The organism is Pseudomonas sp. PD9R (assembly GCF_019200975.1).
GTDB lineage: Bacteria > Pseudomonadota > Gammaproteobacteria > Pseudomonadales > Pseudomonadaceae > Aquipseudomonas.
Genome location: NZ_JAHTMR010000002.1, coordinates 138,991 through 155,035 on the forward strand (window position 1 = coordinate 138,991; position 16,045 = coordinate 155,035).

Genomic DNA, 16,045 nt, shown 5'->3' on the forward strand with positions numbered 1-16,045 from the left:
CGGATCGCCGCCGGGAGCAAGCACGCTCCTGCAGGCGCCTCCATGCATTGCGCAGTGACAGGCGCATCCAATCACAGGATAATGCGCCATCTTTTTCGGCGGCTCTGCCTTGCGGGCTGTCTGATATGTTTGCTTGTTTGGCCGCCTTAGCCTGACAGCCCTGGAGTGTCTGGTTTGATCGTCTTCCGTTATCTATCCCGCGAAGTCCTGTTGACCTTGAGCGCCGTCAGCGCCGTGCTGCTGGTCATCATCATGAGCGGACGCTTCATCAAATACCTCGCCCAGGCAGCTTCGGGCCTTCTCGATCCGGGCTCATTGTTCCTGATCATGGGCTTCCGTCTCCCGGGGTTCATGCAACTGATCCTGCCATTGGGACTGTTCCTGGGGATTCTGTTGGCGTACGGCCGCCTGTACCTCGAAAGTGAAATGACCGTACTGTCGGCCACCGGCATGAGCCAGCAACGCCTGTTTTGCATGACGATGTTCCCGGCCACGCTGGTTGCACTGGTCGTCGCATGGTTGAGCCTGAGCCTGGCGCCGCAAGGTGCCAACCAGTTTCAGTTGCTGTTGAACAAGCAGGATGCCCTGACCGAGTTCGATACCCTGGAGCCTGGTCGTTTCCAGGCTCTGCGTGACGGCACCCGGGTGACCTACACCGAACAATTGTCGGATGACCGCATTAATCTGGCCGGTGTATTCATTTCGCAAAAAAACATCAATTCCGACAATAAGGATCGCGGGATCTCTGTACTGGTGGCTGAAAAGGGCCGTCAGGAAATCCGCCCCGACGGCAACCGCTACCTGATTCTCGACAATGGCTATCGCTACGACGGCAATCCGGGGCAAGCCGACTATCGCGCGATCAAGTACGACGAGTACGGCGTGCTGCTGCCCAAGCCGGACGTCAGCGACGAAGTCACCGACCGCGATGCGATGACCACCGCGTCCTTGCTGGGCAGCGATGACATCCGCTCGCGCACCGAGCTGCAATGGCGGATTTCCTTGCCAATACTGGTGTTTATCGTGACCTTGATGGCGGTGCCGCTGGCTCGGGTCAATCCACGCCAGGGTCGGTTCCTCAAGCTGCTGCCGGCGATTCTTCTTTATATGGCTTACCTGACTATCCTGATTGCCGCTCGCGGCGCCCTCGAAAAGGGCAAGATTCCAGCGGCGCTTGGTTTGTGGTGGGTGCACGGACTGTTCCTGGCGATTGGCCTGGGGCTGCTTTATTGGGAACCTTTTCGCTTGAAGATGGCGAGTCGCCGCAGTGCGCTGGAGGTGGCCCGTGGTTAAGCTCGACCGCTACATTGGTAGCAGCGTGTTCATGGCGATCCTGGCGGTACTGGGGATCATTCTGGGGCTGGCAACGTTGTTTGCGTTTATCGATGAGATGGGCGAGATCAGCGATACCTACACCCTGTCCGATGTCGCGAGCTACGTACTGCTGACGGCACCACGGCGCCTGTATGACATGCTGCCGATGGCAGCGCTGATCGGTTGCCTGATTGGCCTCGGCAGTCTGGCCAGCAACAGCGAGCTGACCATCATGCGCGCTGCCGGCGTGTCGATCGGCCGGATCGTCTGGGCCGTCATGAAGCCGATGCTGATCCTGATGGCGGTGGGTGTGTTGATCGGTGAGTACGTCGCGCCGGTGACTGAAAGCACTGCGGCGGCCAATCGCTCGCTGGCCCAGGGCAGCGGCGATGCGCAGAGTGCCAAGCACGGTTTGTGGCACCGTCAGGGGGACGAGTTCATTCACGTCAACTCCGTGCAGCCCAACGGCCTGCTGTATGGCGTGACTCGTTATCACTTCGACAAAGAGCGCCACATGTTGTCGGCGAGCTTCGCCAAGCGCGCGGAGTTCGAGAAGGATTACTGGCAGTTGAACGACGTGACGACCACGCTGTTCCATGAAAAGAGCACTGAAGTGGTCACCACCCCGTCCGAACGCTGGGACGTGGCGCTGAGCCCGCAGCTGCTGAGCACTGTGGTCATGGCGCCCGAGTCGCTGTCGATCACCGGGTTGTGGGGTTATATCCACTACCTGGCTGATCAGGGCTTGAACAATGGCCGTTACTGGCTGGCATTTTGGGTCAAGGTGTTGCAGCCGTTGGTCACCGCTGCATTGGTGCTGATGGCGATTTCCTTCATCTTCGGTCCGTTGCGTTCGGTGACCCTCGGCCAGCGGGTATTTACCGGCGTGCTGGTGGGTTTCACCTTCCGCATCGCCCAGGATTTGCTGGGGCCTTCGAGCCTGGTATTTGGCTTCTCGCCGCTGTTTGCGGTGCTGGTGCCGGCCGGAATTTGCGCCCTGGCAGGGGTCTGGCTGCTGCGTCGCGCCGGCTGATGGCAGGGGATTCCCGGCTTAACTGGTCATAAAAAACGCCCCTGTCGCAAGACCGGGGCGTTTTTGTACTGGCCGTCTGACCTGCGAACGTGACGCTTGCGCCGTGGATCAGGTACAATTCCCGGCTATTTTTCGGCGGGCTATGCCTGCAGCCTTTTTGAGTGTTGATCCGTGAGTGATTTGAGTCATATCCGCAATTTCTCCATCATCGCCCACATTGACCATGGCAAGTCGACGCTGGCCGATCGCTTCATCCAGATGTGTGGCGGCCTGGCCGAGCGCGAGATGGAAGCCCAGGTGCTCGACTCCATGGACCTTGAGCGTGAGCGCGGGATCACCATCAAGGCTCACAGCGTTACTCTGTATTACAAAGCCCAAGATGGTATCAACTATCAGCTGAACTTCATTGACACCCCTGGCCACGTTGACTTCACCTACGAAGTCAGCCGTTCGCTGGCGGCCTGTGAAGGTGCGCTGCTGGTGGTCGATGCCGGTCAAGGTGTTGAAGCTCAGTCGGTAGCCAACTGCTACACGGCGATCGAGCAGGGCCTGGAAGTGATGCCGGTGCTGAACAAGATCGACCTGCCACAGGCCGATCCGGACCGCGTCAAAGAAGAAATCGAAAAAATCATCGGCATCGATGCCACCGATGCGGTCGAGTGCAGTGCCAAAACCGGTCTGGGCGTCGATCAAGTTCTTGAGCGACTGGTCGCCACCATTCCGGCACCAACCGGCAACTACGAAGATCCGCTGCAAGCGTTGATCATCGACTCCTGGTTCGACAACTACCTGGGCGTTGTCTCCCTGGTACGCGTACGCCACGGCCGTGTGAAGAAGGGCGACAAGATTCTGGTCAAATCCACCGGCAAGATCCACCTGGTGGACAGCGTCGGTGTCTTCAACCCGAAACACACCGCTACCGTTGACCTGAAGGCCGGTGAAGTAGGCTTCATCATCGCCGGTATCAAGGACATTCACGGTGCGCCAGTGGGCGATACCCTGACCCTGAGCTCGACGCCAGACGTCGACGTGCTGCCGGGTTTCAAACGCATTCAGCCGCAGGTGTATGCCGGCCTGTTCCCGGTCAGCTCCGACGACTTCGAAGATTTCCGTGAAGCGCTGCAAAAGCTCACCCTGAACGACTCGTCGTTGCAATACACCCCGGAAAGCTCCGACGCCCTGGGCTTCGGCTTCCGCTGCGGGTTCCTCGGCATGCTGCACATGGAAATCATCCAGGAGCGCCTGGAGCGCGAGTACGACCTGGACCTGATCACCACGGCACCGACGGTAATCTTCGAGTTGCTGCTCAAGACCGGCGAGACGATCTACGTCGATAACCCGTCGAAACTGCCGGACCTGTCTTCCATCGAAGACATGCGCGAGCCGATCGTGCGGGCCAATATTCTTGTGCCGCAAGAGCACCTGGGCAACGTCATTACCCTGTGCATCGAAAAGCGTGGCGTGCAGCACGACATGCTGTTCCTCGGTTCCCAGGTTCAAGTGACCTATGACTTGCCGATGAACGAAGTGGTCCTGGACTTCTTTGACCGTCTGAAATCCACCAGTCGCGGCTATGCTTCGCTGGATTACCACTTCGATCGTTACCAGTCGGCTAGTCTGGTGAAACTGGACGTGCTGATCAACGGTGACAAGGTCGACGCCCTGGCGCTGATCGTGCACCGTGACAATGCGCACTACAAAGGTCGCCAGTTGACCGAGAAGATGAAAGAACTGATTCCGCGGCAGATGTTCGACGTGGCAATCCAGGCCGCCATTGGCGGGCAGATTGTGGCGCGTACAACCGTCAAGGCGCTCAGAAAGAACGTATTGGCCAAATGCTACGGCGGTGACGTCAGCCGTAAGAAGAAGCTGCTGGAAAAGCAAAAGGCCGGTAAAAAACGCATGAAGCAAGTCGGTAACGTGGAAATTCCACAAGAAGCCTTCCTTGCAGTGCTCAGGTTGGATAGTTAGGTCCTATGTCACTAAATTTCCCGCTGTTGCTGGTCATCGCCGTGTTCGTCTGCGGCCTGTTGGCGTTGCTCGATCTGCTTATCCTGGCGCCGCGTCGGCGTGCCGCCATTGCCTCCTATCAGGGCAGCGTCAGCCAGCCTGATGTGGTGGTGGTCGAGAAACTGAACAAAGAGCCGCTGCTGGTTGAATACGGCAAATCGTTCTTCCCGGTGTTGTTCATCGTGCTGGTGCTGCGTTCGTTCCTGGTGGAACCGTTCCAGATTCCTTCCGGATCGATGAAACCGACCCTGGACGTCGGCGACTTCATTCTGGTGAGCAAGTTTTCTTATGGGATCCGCTTGCCGGTGATCGACAAGAAAGTCATCGAAGTCGGTGAGCCACAACGCGGTGATGTGATGGTGTTCCGCTATCCGAGCGATCCGAACGTCAACTACATCAAGCGTGTAGTTGGCCTGCCGGGCGATCAGGTTCGTTACACCGCCGACAAGCGTTTGTTCGTCAATGGTCAGTCGATTGCCGAACAGCTGGTCGGCTCCGAGCCAGGCACGTTGGGCAGCGCAGAGCTCTATAAGGAAAAACTCGGCGCTGCCGAGCACCTGATCCGCAAGGAGATGAGCCGCTACCGCGCCACGCCTGACCATACGTGGACTGTGCCGGCCGGGCACTATTTCATGATGGGCGACAACCGCGACAATTCGAACGACAGTCGCTACTGGGATGATCCGAACATTCCCAAGGATCTGCTGGGCATGGTTCCCGACAAGAATATCGTCGGCAAGGCCTTTGCAGTCTGGATGAGCTGGCCGGAACCAAAACTCAGTCACCTGCCGAATTTCTCGCGGGTTGGCCTGATCAAGTAATCACACACGGCGCTGTTGAACACAGCGCCGAATGCATTTCTGGAGCCGGCACATTCGGCACCGAAGGCATGAAGCCAATGATATTCAGGACGTTATTTTTGAACACAGCGTTAATTGTCCCAAGCCTGCGCCCAATTGCGGCGATGGCGGTGGAATCCAACCACGAACTCAGCGTGGGTAAACCGTGAGCGTCTCCTTAAGCCGTCTCGAGCGTCAGCTCGGCTACACCTTCAAGGATCAGGAACTGATGGTCCTGGCCCTGACTCACCGCAGCTTTGCCGGGCGCAACAACGAACGCCTGGAATTCCTCGGTGATGCCATTCTCAACTTCGTCGCTGGCGAGGCGTTGTTCGATCGCTTCCCGTTAGCCCGCGAAGGCCAATTGTCGCGTTTGCGCGCACGACTGGTGAAAGGTGAGACCCTGGCCGTACTGGCCCGTGGTTTCGATCTGGGCGATTACTTGCGCCTGGGTTCCGGCGAGTTGAAAAGCGGCGGTTTCCGGCGCGAGTCGATTCTGGCCGATGCGCTGGAAGCGCTGATTGGTGCGATCTACCTGGACGCCGGCATGGAAAAGGCGCGCGAACGCGTGCTGGCCTGGCTGGCTGGAGAGTTCGAAGGCCTGACACTGGTCGACACCAACAAAGATCCGAAAACCCGCCTGCAGGAGTTTCTGCAGTCGCGTGGTTGCGAGCTGCCGCGTTACGAAGTGGTGGATATCCAGGGTGAGCCGCATTGCCGGACGTTCTTCGTCGAATGCGAAATCACCTTACTGAATGAAAAAAGCCGAGGTCAGGGTGTGAGTCGTCGTATTGCCGAACAGGTAGCGGCCGCCGCAGCACTGATTGCCCTGGGTGTGGAGAATGGCAATGACTGATTCAACTGCAACTCGCTGTGGCTATGTTGCCATCGTCGGCCGTCCCAACGTGGGCAAGTCCACGCTGCTGAACCACATCCTGGGTCAGAAGCTGGCGATCACCTCGCGCAAGCCGCAAACCACCCGCCACAACATGCTCGGTATCAAGACCGAAGGTGATGTGCAGGCGATCTACGTCGATACCCCTGGCATGCACAAGGGTGGCGAGAAAGCCCTCAACCGTTACATGAACAAGACTGCGTCGGCGGCGTTGAAAGACGTCGATGTGGTGATCTTTGTGGTTGACCGCACCAAGTGGACCGACGAAGACCAGATGGTTCTGGAGCGCGTGCAATACGTGACCGGCCCGTTGATCGTCGCGTTGAACAAGACCGATCGCATCGAAGACAAGGCCGAGCTGATGCCGCACCTGTCCTGGTTGCAGGAACAGCTGCCGAACGCGCAGATCATGCCAATCTCGGCCCAGCACGGGCACAACCTCGAAGCGCTGGAGCGTGTGATTGCCGGTTACCTGCCGGAAAACGATCACTTCTTCCCGGAAGATCAGATCACCGACCGCAGCAGCCGCTTCCTCGCCGCTGAACTCGTGCGTGAGAAAATCATGCGTCAGATGGGTGCCGAGCTGCCTTACCAGATCACCGTCGAAATCGAAGAGTTCAAGCAGCAGGGCAAGACCCTGCACATTCATGCGTTGATCCTCGTCGAGCGTGACGGCCAGAAGAAAATCATCATTGGCGACAAGGGCGAGCGCATCAAGCGCATCGGTACCGAGGCGCGCAAGGACATGGAGCTGCTGTTCGACTCCAAGATCATGCTCAACCTTTGGGTCAAGGTTAAGGGTGGCTGGTCCGACGACGAGCGCGCCCTGCGTTCGCTGGGTTATGGCGACCTGTAACTGATCCGAAGATCAAAAGATCGCAGCCTTCGGCAGCTCCTACATGGGTTTTGTGTTTACCTGTAGGAGCTGCCGAAGGCTGCGATCTTTTTGCAATTGTTGACAGGTAAATGCCCACCATGTCGTCCACTCAACCCACCGGCCAACCCGCCTACGTCCTCCACTCCCGCGCCTACCGTGAAAACAGTGCGCTGGTGGACTTCCTCACGCCGCAAGGTCGGCTGCGGGCGGTGTTGCGCAGTGCGCGCGGCAAGGCCGGGACGCTGGCGCGGCCATTCGTATCGCTGGAAGTCGAGTTCCGTGGGCGTGGGGAGCTGAAGAATGTCGGGCGCATGGAAAGTGCCGGGGTTTCCACCTGGCTCAATGGCGAGGCATTATTCAGCGGGCTTTATCTCAATGAATTGCTGATTCGCCTGCTGCCCGCCGAAGATCCTCATCCCGCTGTATTCGACCACTACGCCGCGACCTTGCTGGCATTGGCCGAAGGGCGACCGCTTGAGCCCTTGCTGCGTTCGTTCGAATGGCGGCTGCTCGATGATCTCGGTTATGGCTTTGCCCTGGCCACGGACATCCATGGCGAGTCTGTCGCGCCGGATGGTCTCTATCGCTTGCAAGTGGATGCAGGGCTGGAGCGGGTCTACCTGTTGCAACCCGGTCTGTTCAACGGCGTGGAACTGCTGGCCATGGCCGACGCGGACTGGAGTGCACCGGGTGCCTTGTCGGCGGCAAAGCGTTTGATGCGTCAGGCATTGGCCGTGCATTTGGGTGGTCGTCCCTTGGTCAGTCGCGAGCTGTTTCGCAAGCCGTAGTCTCCCCGTATGCTGTGCACCGAACTTTCTCTTCTTCTGGAGCGCTTTCCGTGACCACCAGCACCCGCATTCTTCTTGGCGTGAACATCGACCACGTTGCCACCTTGCGTCAGGCCCGGGGCACTCGCTACCCGGACCCGGTCAAGGCGGCACTGGATGCGGAAGAGGCGGGCGCCGACGGCATCACCGTGCATTTGCGCGAAGACCGCCGCCACATCCAGGAGCGCGATGTGTTGGTGCTCAAGGATGTGCTGCAAACCCGCATGAACTTCGAAATGGGCGTCACCGAAGAAATGATGGCGTTCGCCGAGCGCATTCGCCCGGCGCACATTTGCCTGGTGCCGGAAACCCGTCAGGAGCTGACCACTGAAGGTGGCCTGGACGTGGCGGGGCAAGAGGCGCGGATCAAGGCGGCGGTGGAACGTCTGTCGAAGATCGGTTCTGAAGTGTCGTTGTTCATCGATGCCGACGAGCGCCAGATCGAAGCGTCACGGCGTGTTGGCGCGCCGGCTATTGAATTGCACACCGGTCGTTACGCCGATGCCGAGACGCCGACCGACGTGGCTGAAGAACTCAAGCGTGTGGCCGATGGCGTGGCCTTTGGTCTGGCCCAGGGTCTGATCGTCAATGCCGGCCACGGCCTGCACTATCACAACGTCGAAGCGGTGGCCGCGATCAAGGGCATCAACGAATTGAACATCGGCCATGCGCTGGTGGCTCATGCGTTGTTTGTTGGCTTCAAGTCGGCAGTGTCGGAGATGAAGGCGTTGATTTTGGCGGCTGCTTTAAAAGGCTAAGATCTAAAGATCGCAGCCTGCGGCGCTCCTGCATTGGAATGCGATTTCCTGTAGGAGCTGCCGCAGGCTGCGATCTTTTTGCTTTAAAGCGGAGGGGTTTCCTGGGCCGGCTTGGTCTTGTCGATCCCCGGCACATGCAGATTGCCCTCGGCAACCTGATCACCCTCAAGCTGCGGCTGCGTGACCCAGGTCAGGATGTCGTAGTAGCGACGGATGTTCGCCACAAAATGCACAGGCTCGCCGCCACGGGCGTAGCCATAACGGGTTTTGCTGTAATACTTTTTCTCGGACAGCCGCGGCAGCATTTTCTTCACGTCCAGCCATTTGTCCGGGTTCAAACCTTCTTTGGTTGCCATTTTGCGCGCGTCATCCAGGTGGCCGCTGCCGACGTTGTAGGCCGCCAGGGCAAACCAGGTGCGATCCGGTTCCTGGATTGATTCATCCAGCTGATCCTTCATGTAAGCCAGGTACTTGGCGCCGCCCATGATGCTTTGTTTGGGGTCGAGACGGTTTGACACACCCATGGCTTGCGCGGTGTTCTGGGTCAGCATCATCAGGCCGCGTACGCCGGTTTTGGACGTGACCGCCGGTTGCCACAGCGATTCCTGATAACCAATTGCCGCCAGCAGGCGCCAGTCGACTTTCTCTTTTTTGGCATACGCCTTGAAGTGCTGCTCGTACTTCGGCAGGCGTTGTTGCAAGTGCTGGGCGAAAGTGGTGGCGCCCATGTAGCCGAGAACGTCGACATGCCCGTAATAGCGGTCTTTGAGGCGTTGCAGGGTGCCGTTTTTCTTGACCTTGTCGAGGTAAGCGTTGATCTCGTTGAGCAGGCTGTTGTCATCGCCGGCGGCTACCGCCCAGCTCTGATCGCTGGCGTCACCCAGGTCAAAGGCGACCCGGATGTTGGTGAAGTACACCTGGTTCATCGCGACTTCGTTGGAGTCCACCAGGGTCAGATCGATCTGGCCTTCGTCAACCATGCGCAGCAGGTCGACAACTTCAACCGCGTCGGACTCTTCGTATTCGATGCCGGGATACTGCTTTTTCAGCTGCGCCAGTTGCTCGGCGTGAGTGCTGCCCTTGAGCACCATGATCTTCTTGCCCACCAGATCCTTCGCATCGGTAGGTCGCGACTGACCGCTGCGGTAGATGATCTGTGGGGTCACTTCCAGATAGGAGTGGGAAAACCGCACCTGCTTTTTGCGTTCTTCGCTGGCAACCAAACCGGCAGCCGCCAGGACCGGGCCGTTGGGCTTGCCGACCTGGCTGAATAGGTCGTCGAGGTTGTCGGCGGTCTCGATCTTGAGTTCGACCCCCAGATCGTCGGCGAAGCGTTTCACCAGCTCGTATTCGAAGCCGGTTTCACCGTTGCGATCCTGAAAGTAGGTGGCGGGGCTGTTTCGGGTAACCACCCGCAGCACGCCATCCTCCTTTATGCGCTCCAGGGTGTTGGGTTTATCAACACAGCCACTGAGCATCAGGAAGAGTCCGGTTGCGATCAGCCATTTGGCGTACCGCGGACGCAAAGCCGTTGGGGAAAACATTTGCGCAGTATACGCAAAGGACCACGGGCACCATATCTCGACAGAGAAGGGCTTGTCTGCTAGAGATCACAAAACCGGCCGAAACACCGCAGGAATGGGCATTGCCGGGTTTTTGTTACTGTAAAAATAAGCTGTCCTCAGGGGGCCAGGTAACCTGACTTTCGAGGCAGAAACACAGATTGATGCTCGAGTGCAACCGTGCGTAGCGTTTCGGGTGATGTCGCGAGCTGTTTAGGCTAGAATGCACGGCCTCAAAGCACACCCCTCCCGAGGCTGTCCCGAAGATGTTGATCCTGCGCGGCGCTCCTGCCCTTTCTGCCTTTCGCCACAGCAAACTCCTTGAGCAACTGAGCCAGAAGGTTCCGGCTGTCAGCGGCCTGTATGCTGAATTCGCTCACTTCGCCGAAGTTACCGGCGTCCTGACCGGCGACGAACAGCAGGTGCTCGCGCGCCTTCTGAAGTACGGTCCAAGCGTTCCGGTTCAAGAGCCGACCGGTCGTCTGTTCCTGGTGTTGCCGCGTTTCGGCACCATCTCGCCATGGTCGAGCAAGGCCAGCGACATCGCTCGCAACTGCGGTCTGACCAAGATCCAGCGCCTGGAGCGCGGCATTGCCTTCTACGTCGCCGGCCAGTTCAGCGATGCTGAAGCTCAACTCATCGCTGATGCGCTGCACGACCGCATGACCCAGATTGTCCTGGGCAACCTCGAACAAGCTGCCGGCCTGTTCAGCCACGCCGAACCCAAGCCCCTGACTGCGATTGATGTGTTGGGTGGCGGCCGTGCTGCGCTGGAAAAAGCCAACACCGAGTTGGGCCTGGCCCTGGCTGAAGACGAGATCGACTATCTGGTCAACGCCTTCGTCGGCTTGAAGCGCAACCCGCACGACATCGAACTGATGATGTTCGCCCAGGCGAACTCCGAGCACTGCCGTCACAAGATCTTCAACGCCAGTTGGGACATCGACGGCGAGAGCCAGGAAAAAAGCCTGTTCGGCATGATCAAGAACACCTACGTGATGCACAGCGAAGGCGTTCTGTCAGCTTACAAGGACAACGCTTCGGTGATCGTCGGTTCCGTGGCCGGTCGTTTCTTCCCGGACCCTGAAACCCGCCAGTACGGCGCGGTGCAGGAGCCGGTGCACATCCTGATGAAAGTCGAGACCCACAACCACCCGACCGCGATTGCCCCGTTCCCGGGCGCGTCCACCGGTTCCGGTGGCGAGATTCGCGACGAAGGCGCCACCGGTCGCGGTGCCAAGCCAAAGGCTGGCCTGACCGGTTTCACCGTATCCAACCTGCAGATCCCGGGTTTCGTACAGCCATGGGAAGTGCCATACGGCAAACCCGAGCGCATCGTTACCGCGCTGGACATCATGATCGAAGGCCCATTGGGCGGCGCTGCATTCAACAACGAATTCGGCCGTCCGGCACTGACCGGTTACTTCCGTACCTTTGAGCAGTCGATCACCACCCCGCACGGCGATGAAGTTCGCGGTTACCACAAGCCGATCATGCTGGCCGGCGGTATGGGCAACATCCGTGAAGATCACGTCCAGAAAGGCGAAATCCTCGTGGGCTCCAAGCTGATCGTGCTGGGCGGCCCGGCGATGCTGATCGGTCTGGGCGGCGGCGCGGCTTCCTCCATGGCCACCGGCACCAGCTCGGCGGACCTGGACTTCGCTTCGGTACAGCGCGAGAACCCAGAGATGGAACGTCGCTGCCAAGAGGTCATCGACCGTTGCTGGCAGCTTGGCGACAAGAACCCGATCAGCTTCATCCATGACGTGGGTGCAGGTGGCCTGTCCAACGCCTTCCCGGAACTGGTCAACGATGGCGACCGCGGTGGCCGTTTCGAACTGCGCAACATTCCAAACGACGAGCCGGGCATGGCCCCGCACGAAATCTGGTCCAACGAATCCCAGGAACGTTACGTGCTGGCCGTCGGCCCGGCTGACTTCGAGCGTTTCAAGGCGATCTGCGAACGCGAGCGTTGCCCGTTCGCGGTGGTCGGCGAAGCCACTGCCGAGCCGCAGCTTACTGTCACCGATAGCCACTTCGGCAACAGCCCGGTGGACATGCCACTGGAAGTGCTGCTGGGCAAAGCCCCGCGCATGCACCGTTCGGTAGTGCGTGAAAACGAGCTGGGCGACGATTTTGATCCGTCGACCCTGAGCATCGCCGACTGCGTCGAGCGTGTTCTGCATCACCCAGCCGTGGCGAGCAAAAGCTTCCTGATCACCATCGGTGACCGCACCATCACCGGCCTCGTGGCCCGTGACCAAATGGTCGGCCCGTGGCAGGTTCCGGTGGCCGACGTTGCCGTCACCGCCACCAGCTTCGACGTCTACACCGGTGAAGCCATGGCCATGGGCGAGCGTACTCCGCTGGCATTGCTGGACGCTCCGGCGTCGGGCCGCATGGCCATCGGCGAAACCCTGACCAACATTGCGGCCTCGCGCATCGGCAAGCTCTCCGACATCAAACTGTCGGCGAACTGGATGTCGGCTGCCGGTCACCCGGGTGAAGACGCACGTCTGTACGACACCGTTAAAGCGGTCGGCATGGAATTGTGCCCTGAGCTGGGTATCACCATTCCGGTGGGCAAGGACTCGATGTCCATGGCCACGCGCTGGAACGACGAAGGCGTGGACAAGTCCGTGACGTCGCCGATGTCGCTGATCGTGACCGGTTTCGCGCCAGTCACTGACATCCGTCAGACCCTGACCCCGCAACTGCGCATGGACAAGGGCACCACCGACTTGATCCTGATCGACCTCGGTCGTGGCCAGAATCGCATGGGTGCCTCGATCCTCGCCCAGGTGCACGGCAAGCTCGGCTCGCAAGCGCCGGACGTCGACGACGCCGAAGACCTGAAAGCTTTCTTCGCCGTGATCCAGGGCCTCAACGCCGACGGTCACCTGCTGGCCTACCACGACCGTTCCGACGGTGGTGTGCTGACCAGTGTCGTGGAAATGGCCTTCGCCGGTCACTGCGGCCTGAGCCTGAACCTCGACGGTCTGGCAGAGACTTCCGCCGACATCGCAGCGATCCTGTTCAACGAAGAACTGGGTGCCGTGATTCAGGTTCGCCAGGACGCGACCCCGGACATCCTCGCGCAGTTCAGCGCGGCTGGTCTGGGCGACTGCGTGTCGGTGATCGGTCAGCCGATCAACAACGGCCAGATCGACATCACCTTCAACGGTGAAACCGTATTCGAAGGCCAGCGTCGTCTGCTGCAGCGTCAGTGGGCTGAGACGAGCTACCAGATCCAGCGTCTGCGTGATAACGCCGATTGCGCCGATCAGGAATTCGACGTGCTGCTGGAAGAAGACAACCCGGGCCTGAGCGTCAAGCTCAGCTACGACGTCAACCAGGACATCGCCGCGCCTTACATCAAGAAAGGCATCCGCCCACAGGTTGCCGTACTGCGTGAGCAGGGCGTCAACGGCCAGGTGGAAATGGCGGCGGCGTTCGACCGCGCCGGTTTCAACGCGATCGACGTGCACATGAGCGACATTCTGGCCGGCCGTGTCGACCTGAACGAGTTCAAGGGCATGGTTGCTTGCGGCGGTTTCTCCTACGGCGACGTACTGGGTGCCGGTGAAGGCTGGGCCAAGTCGGCACTGTTCAACAGCCGCGCTCGCGATGCGTTCCAGGGTTTCTTCGAACGTACCGACAGTTTCACCCTCGGCGTGTGCAACGGTTGCCAGATGATGTCCAACCTGCACGAACTGGTGCCGGGCAGCGAGTTCTGGCCGCACTTCGTGCGTAACCGTTCCGAGCAGTTCGAAGCCCGTGTAGCGATGGTACAGATCCAGGAATCGAACTCGATCTTCCTGCAAGGCATGGCCGGTTCGCGTATGCCAATCGCCATCGCCCACGGTGAAGGTCATGCGGAATTCGCCAGCGAAGAAGCGTTGCTGGAAGCCGATCTGTCGGGTTGCGTGGCGATGCGTTTCGTCGACAACCACGGCAAGGTCACCGAAAGCTACCCGGCCAACCCGAACGGCTCGCCGCGCGGGATCACCGGTTTGACCAGCCGCGACGGTCGCGTGACCATCATGATGCCGCACCCGGAACGTGTGTTCCGCGCTGTGCAGAACTCGTGGCGTTCGGAAGACTGGACCGAAGACGCACCTTGGATGCGTATGTTCCGTAATGCTCGCGTGTGGGTTAACTAAAGCGCCGTGTACAAGCTCAGCTTTTTTGTTCCCGACAGTCATGTCGAGGTGGTCAAAAGCGCCGTATTCGCTGCCGGTGGCGGACGAATCGGTGCTTATGACCATTGCGCCTGGCAGGTGTTGGGCCAGGGCCAGTTTCGACCACTGGACGGTAGTCAGCCGTTCATTGGTGAAGCGGGGCAGGTCGAGCAGGTCGAGGAATGGAAGGTTGAGCTGGTAGTGGCCGATGAGTTGATTCGCTCGGTGGTGGCGGCTTTGAAACAGAGCCATCCTTACGAGACGCCGGCTTACGAGGTGTGGCGACTGGAAGATTTCTGATCATCCAGTCCGCTGAAACAAAAAACCCGCTGAAAGTGATTTCAGCGGGTTTTTTATGGGCCGCGATTCCCCTGTAGGAGCTGCCGAAGGCTGCGATCTGTTGATCTTGTTTCTGAAAATCTAAATCAAAAGATCGCAGCCTGCGGCAGCTCCTACAGGTGGGAATGGTATCCAGCCATTGGTTACGGACGAATCTCGATCATTGTGCCGTCCGGCACCAGGTTCCAGATTTCGCGCATGTCCATGTTTCGCATGGCGATGCAGCCGTCAGTCCAGTCCAGGGTATGGAACAGGTCTTCCGGGTTTTCTTCCGTGTCCGGGGTGCCATGGATCATGATCATGCCACCAGGCTCGACGCCTTCGCGGCGAGCGCGGGCGGAATCACTGATGTTCGGGTAGGAAATGTGCATGGCCAGGTTGAATCGGTCGCTGACCTTGCGCCAGTCGACCCAGTAGAAACCTTCAGGCGTGCGTTTGTCGCCTTCCATCAACTTCGGTCCCTTGGGCCGCTTGCCCAATGAGATGCGATAGGTCTTGAGCGGCTTGCCGTCATTGATCAACTGCAATTGATGGGCGGACTTGAGAACCAGAATTTTCTCGATGGGCTTGCCGTCCAGGCTTCCCACGGCAGAAGCCTGGGACACCGCAATGAACGACAAGCAAAACAGGGCAAGCAACCAGCGCATTGAAACGATTCCCCAAGAGGTGTCGCGACTATCTATAAGTTATAGGTGTTTTTGCAGGAGCTGCCGCAGGTTCGGGCCGCGTTCGGACGACTTTATCGCGCCTGCAACAATACCAAAATGGAATCAAGTAATGGCCGGCTGAACCAGCGGCGGAATCGATTCGGACCGCACGGGGTAGACCTCGGTCCGCCGGTCAGCAAAGAAGCATTCTAAGGTACGGCCCACCGTGCGGAAAGCCAGCTCGTCCCAAGGAATGTCGACTTCGTCGAATAGTTGCACTTCCAGGCTCTCGGGGCCGGCGGCAAAGTTCAGATCCGCCAGTTCGGCGCGGAAGAACACGTGCACCTGGCTGATGTGCGGCACGTCGATCAAGGTATAGATGCTCAGGTTGCGCACCCGCGCGCAGGCTTCCTCGGCAGTCTCGCGAATGGCCGCCTGCTCGATGGTTTCACCGTTTTCCATGAACCCCGCGGGCAGCGTCCAGTAGCCGAGGCGCGGCTCGATGGCGCGGCGGCAGAGCAAAACCTTGGTGCCCCAGGTTGCGACGCAACCTGCGACGATATTGGGGTTCTGGTAGTGAATGGCCTGACAGCTGTCGCAGACAAAACGCAGGCGCGAATCGCCTTCGGGAATGCGCTGGGTCACCGGGTTGCCGCACTGACTGCAAAATTTCATGCTTGGGTTCCTGAATGCTGCGCCTATCTTGGCGTGCGGCGGTGTCTGTCGGCAAGTTGTCGTTTCGCGACATGCCGCGATTCGAGGG

The 16,045-nt window shown here is 59.3% G+C and carries 13 protein-coding genes; 10 read left to right on the forward strand and 3 right to left on the reverse strand.

Annotated features, from left to right (window positions below; translation table 11 throughout):
• Positions 1-174 precede the first annotated feature (174 nt).
• The 8 genes from lptF (at position 175) to pdxJ (ending at position 8,553) form a co-directional block, all read left to right on the forward strand.
• On the forward strand, positions 175-1,293 hold the full coding sequence (gene lptF, locus KUF73_RS05165) for an LPS export ABC transporter permease LptF (RefSeq protein ID WP_218436988.1): 1,119 nt from the start codon (positions 175-177) through the stop codon (positions 1,291-1,293).
• Complete coding sequence (gene lptG / locus KUF73_RS05170) at positions 1,286-2,347, forward strand: LPS export ABC transporter permease LptG (RefSeq protein WP_218436989.1); 1,062 nt, start codon at positions 1,286-1,288, stop codon at positions 2,345-2,347. Before lptF ends, lptG begins: the two co-directional genes overlap by 8 nt.
• Before the next feature lie 171 nt (positions 2,348-2,518).
• Positions 2,519-4,318, forward strand: coding sequence for a translation elongation factor 4 (gene lepA / locus KUF73_RS05175; protein WP_218436990.1), 1,800 nt, complete (start codon positions 2,519-2,521; stop codon positions 4,316-4,318).
• Positions 4,319-4,323: 5 nt separating this feature from the next.
• Positions 4,324-5,178 carry a signal peptidase I gene (lepB, locus tag KUF73_RS05180; protein WP_218436991.1) on the forward strand — a complete coding sequence of 285 codons (855 nt, stop codon included), beginning with the start codon at positions 4,324-4,326 and terminating at the stop codon, positions 5,176-5,178.
• 184 nt (positions 5,179-5,362) lie between these two features.
• Positions 5,363-6,052 (forward strand): ribonuclease III, encoded by a 690-nt coding sequence (gene rnc / locus KUF73_RS05185; protein WP_218436992.1) that lies wholly within the window; start codon positions 5,363-5,365, stop codon positions 6,050-6,052.
• Positions 6,045-6,947 carry a GTPase Era gene (gene era / locus KUF73_RS05190; RefSeq protein WP_218436993.1) on the forward strand — a complete coding sequence of 301 codons (903 nt, stop codon included), beginning with the start codon at positions 6,045-6,047 and terminating at the stop codon, positions 6,945-6,947. The genes rnc and era overlap by 8 nt, the downstream gene beginning before the upstream one ends.
• A gap of 119 nt (positions 6,948-7,066) precedes the next feature.
• Positions 7,067-7,756, forward strand: coding sequence for a DNA repair protein RecO (recO, locus tag KUF73_RS05195; protein WP_218436994.1), 690 nt, complete (start codon positions 7,067-7,069; stop codon positions 7,754-7,756).
• Between the two features lie 50 nt (positions 7,757-7,806).
• Entirely contained in the window at positions 7,807-8,553 is a 747-nt protein-coding gene (gene pdxJ / locus KUF73_RS05200) for a pyridoxine 5'-phosphate synthase (RefSeq protein ID WP_218436995.1), read from the forward strand.
• A gap of 83 nt (positions 8,554-8,636) precedes the next feature.
• Here pdxJ and mltF read toward each other — a convergent pair whose 3' ends face one another.
• Entirely contained in the window at positions 8,637-10,097 is a 1,461-nt protein-coding gene (gene mltF, locus KUF73_RS05205; protein WP_218436996.1) for a membrane-bound lytic murein transglycosylase MltF, read from the reverse strand.
• 284 nt (positions 10,098-10,381) lie between these two features.
• On the opposite strand from mltF, the gene purL reads away from it, so the two are divergent.
• Positions 10,382-14,278 carry a phosphoribosylformylglycinamidine synthase gene (purL, locus tag KUF73_RS05210; RefSeq protein ID WP_218436997.1) on the forward strand — a complete coding sequence of 1,299 codons (3,897 nt, stop codon included), beginning with the start codon at positions 10,382-10,384 and terminating at the stop codon, positions 14,276-14,278.
• Positions 14,279-14,284: 6 nt separating this feature from the next.
• Positions 14,285-14,596, forward strand: a complete 312-nt coding sequence (locus KUF73_RS05215; protein ID WP_214378479.1) for a YqfO family protein — start codon at positions 14,285-14,287, stop codon at positions 14,594-14,596.
• A 182-nt stretch (positions 14,597-14,778) separates the two neighbouring features.
• Here KUF73_RS05215 and KUF73_RS05220 read toward each other — a convergent pair whose 3' ends face one another.
• Together KUF73_RS05220 and KUF73_RS05225 are read right to left on the reverse strand one after the other, a co-directional pair.
• Positions 14,779-15,282, reverse strand: coding sequence for a murein L,D-transpeptidase family protein (locus KUF73_RS05220; protein WP_218436998.1), 504 nt, complete (start codon positions 15,280-15,282; stop codon positions 14,779-14,781).
• A 123-nt stretch (positions 15,283-15,405) separates the two neighbouring features.
• The gene (locus KUF73_RS05225; protein ID WP_218436999.1) at positions 15,406-15,957 is read right to left on the reverse strand and encodes an NUDIX hydrolase; all 552 of its coding nucleotides are present in this window, start codon (positions 15,955-15,957) and stop codon (positions 15,406-15,408) included.
• Positions 15,958-16,045: the final 88 nt, after the last annotated feature.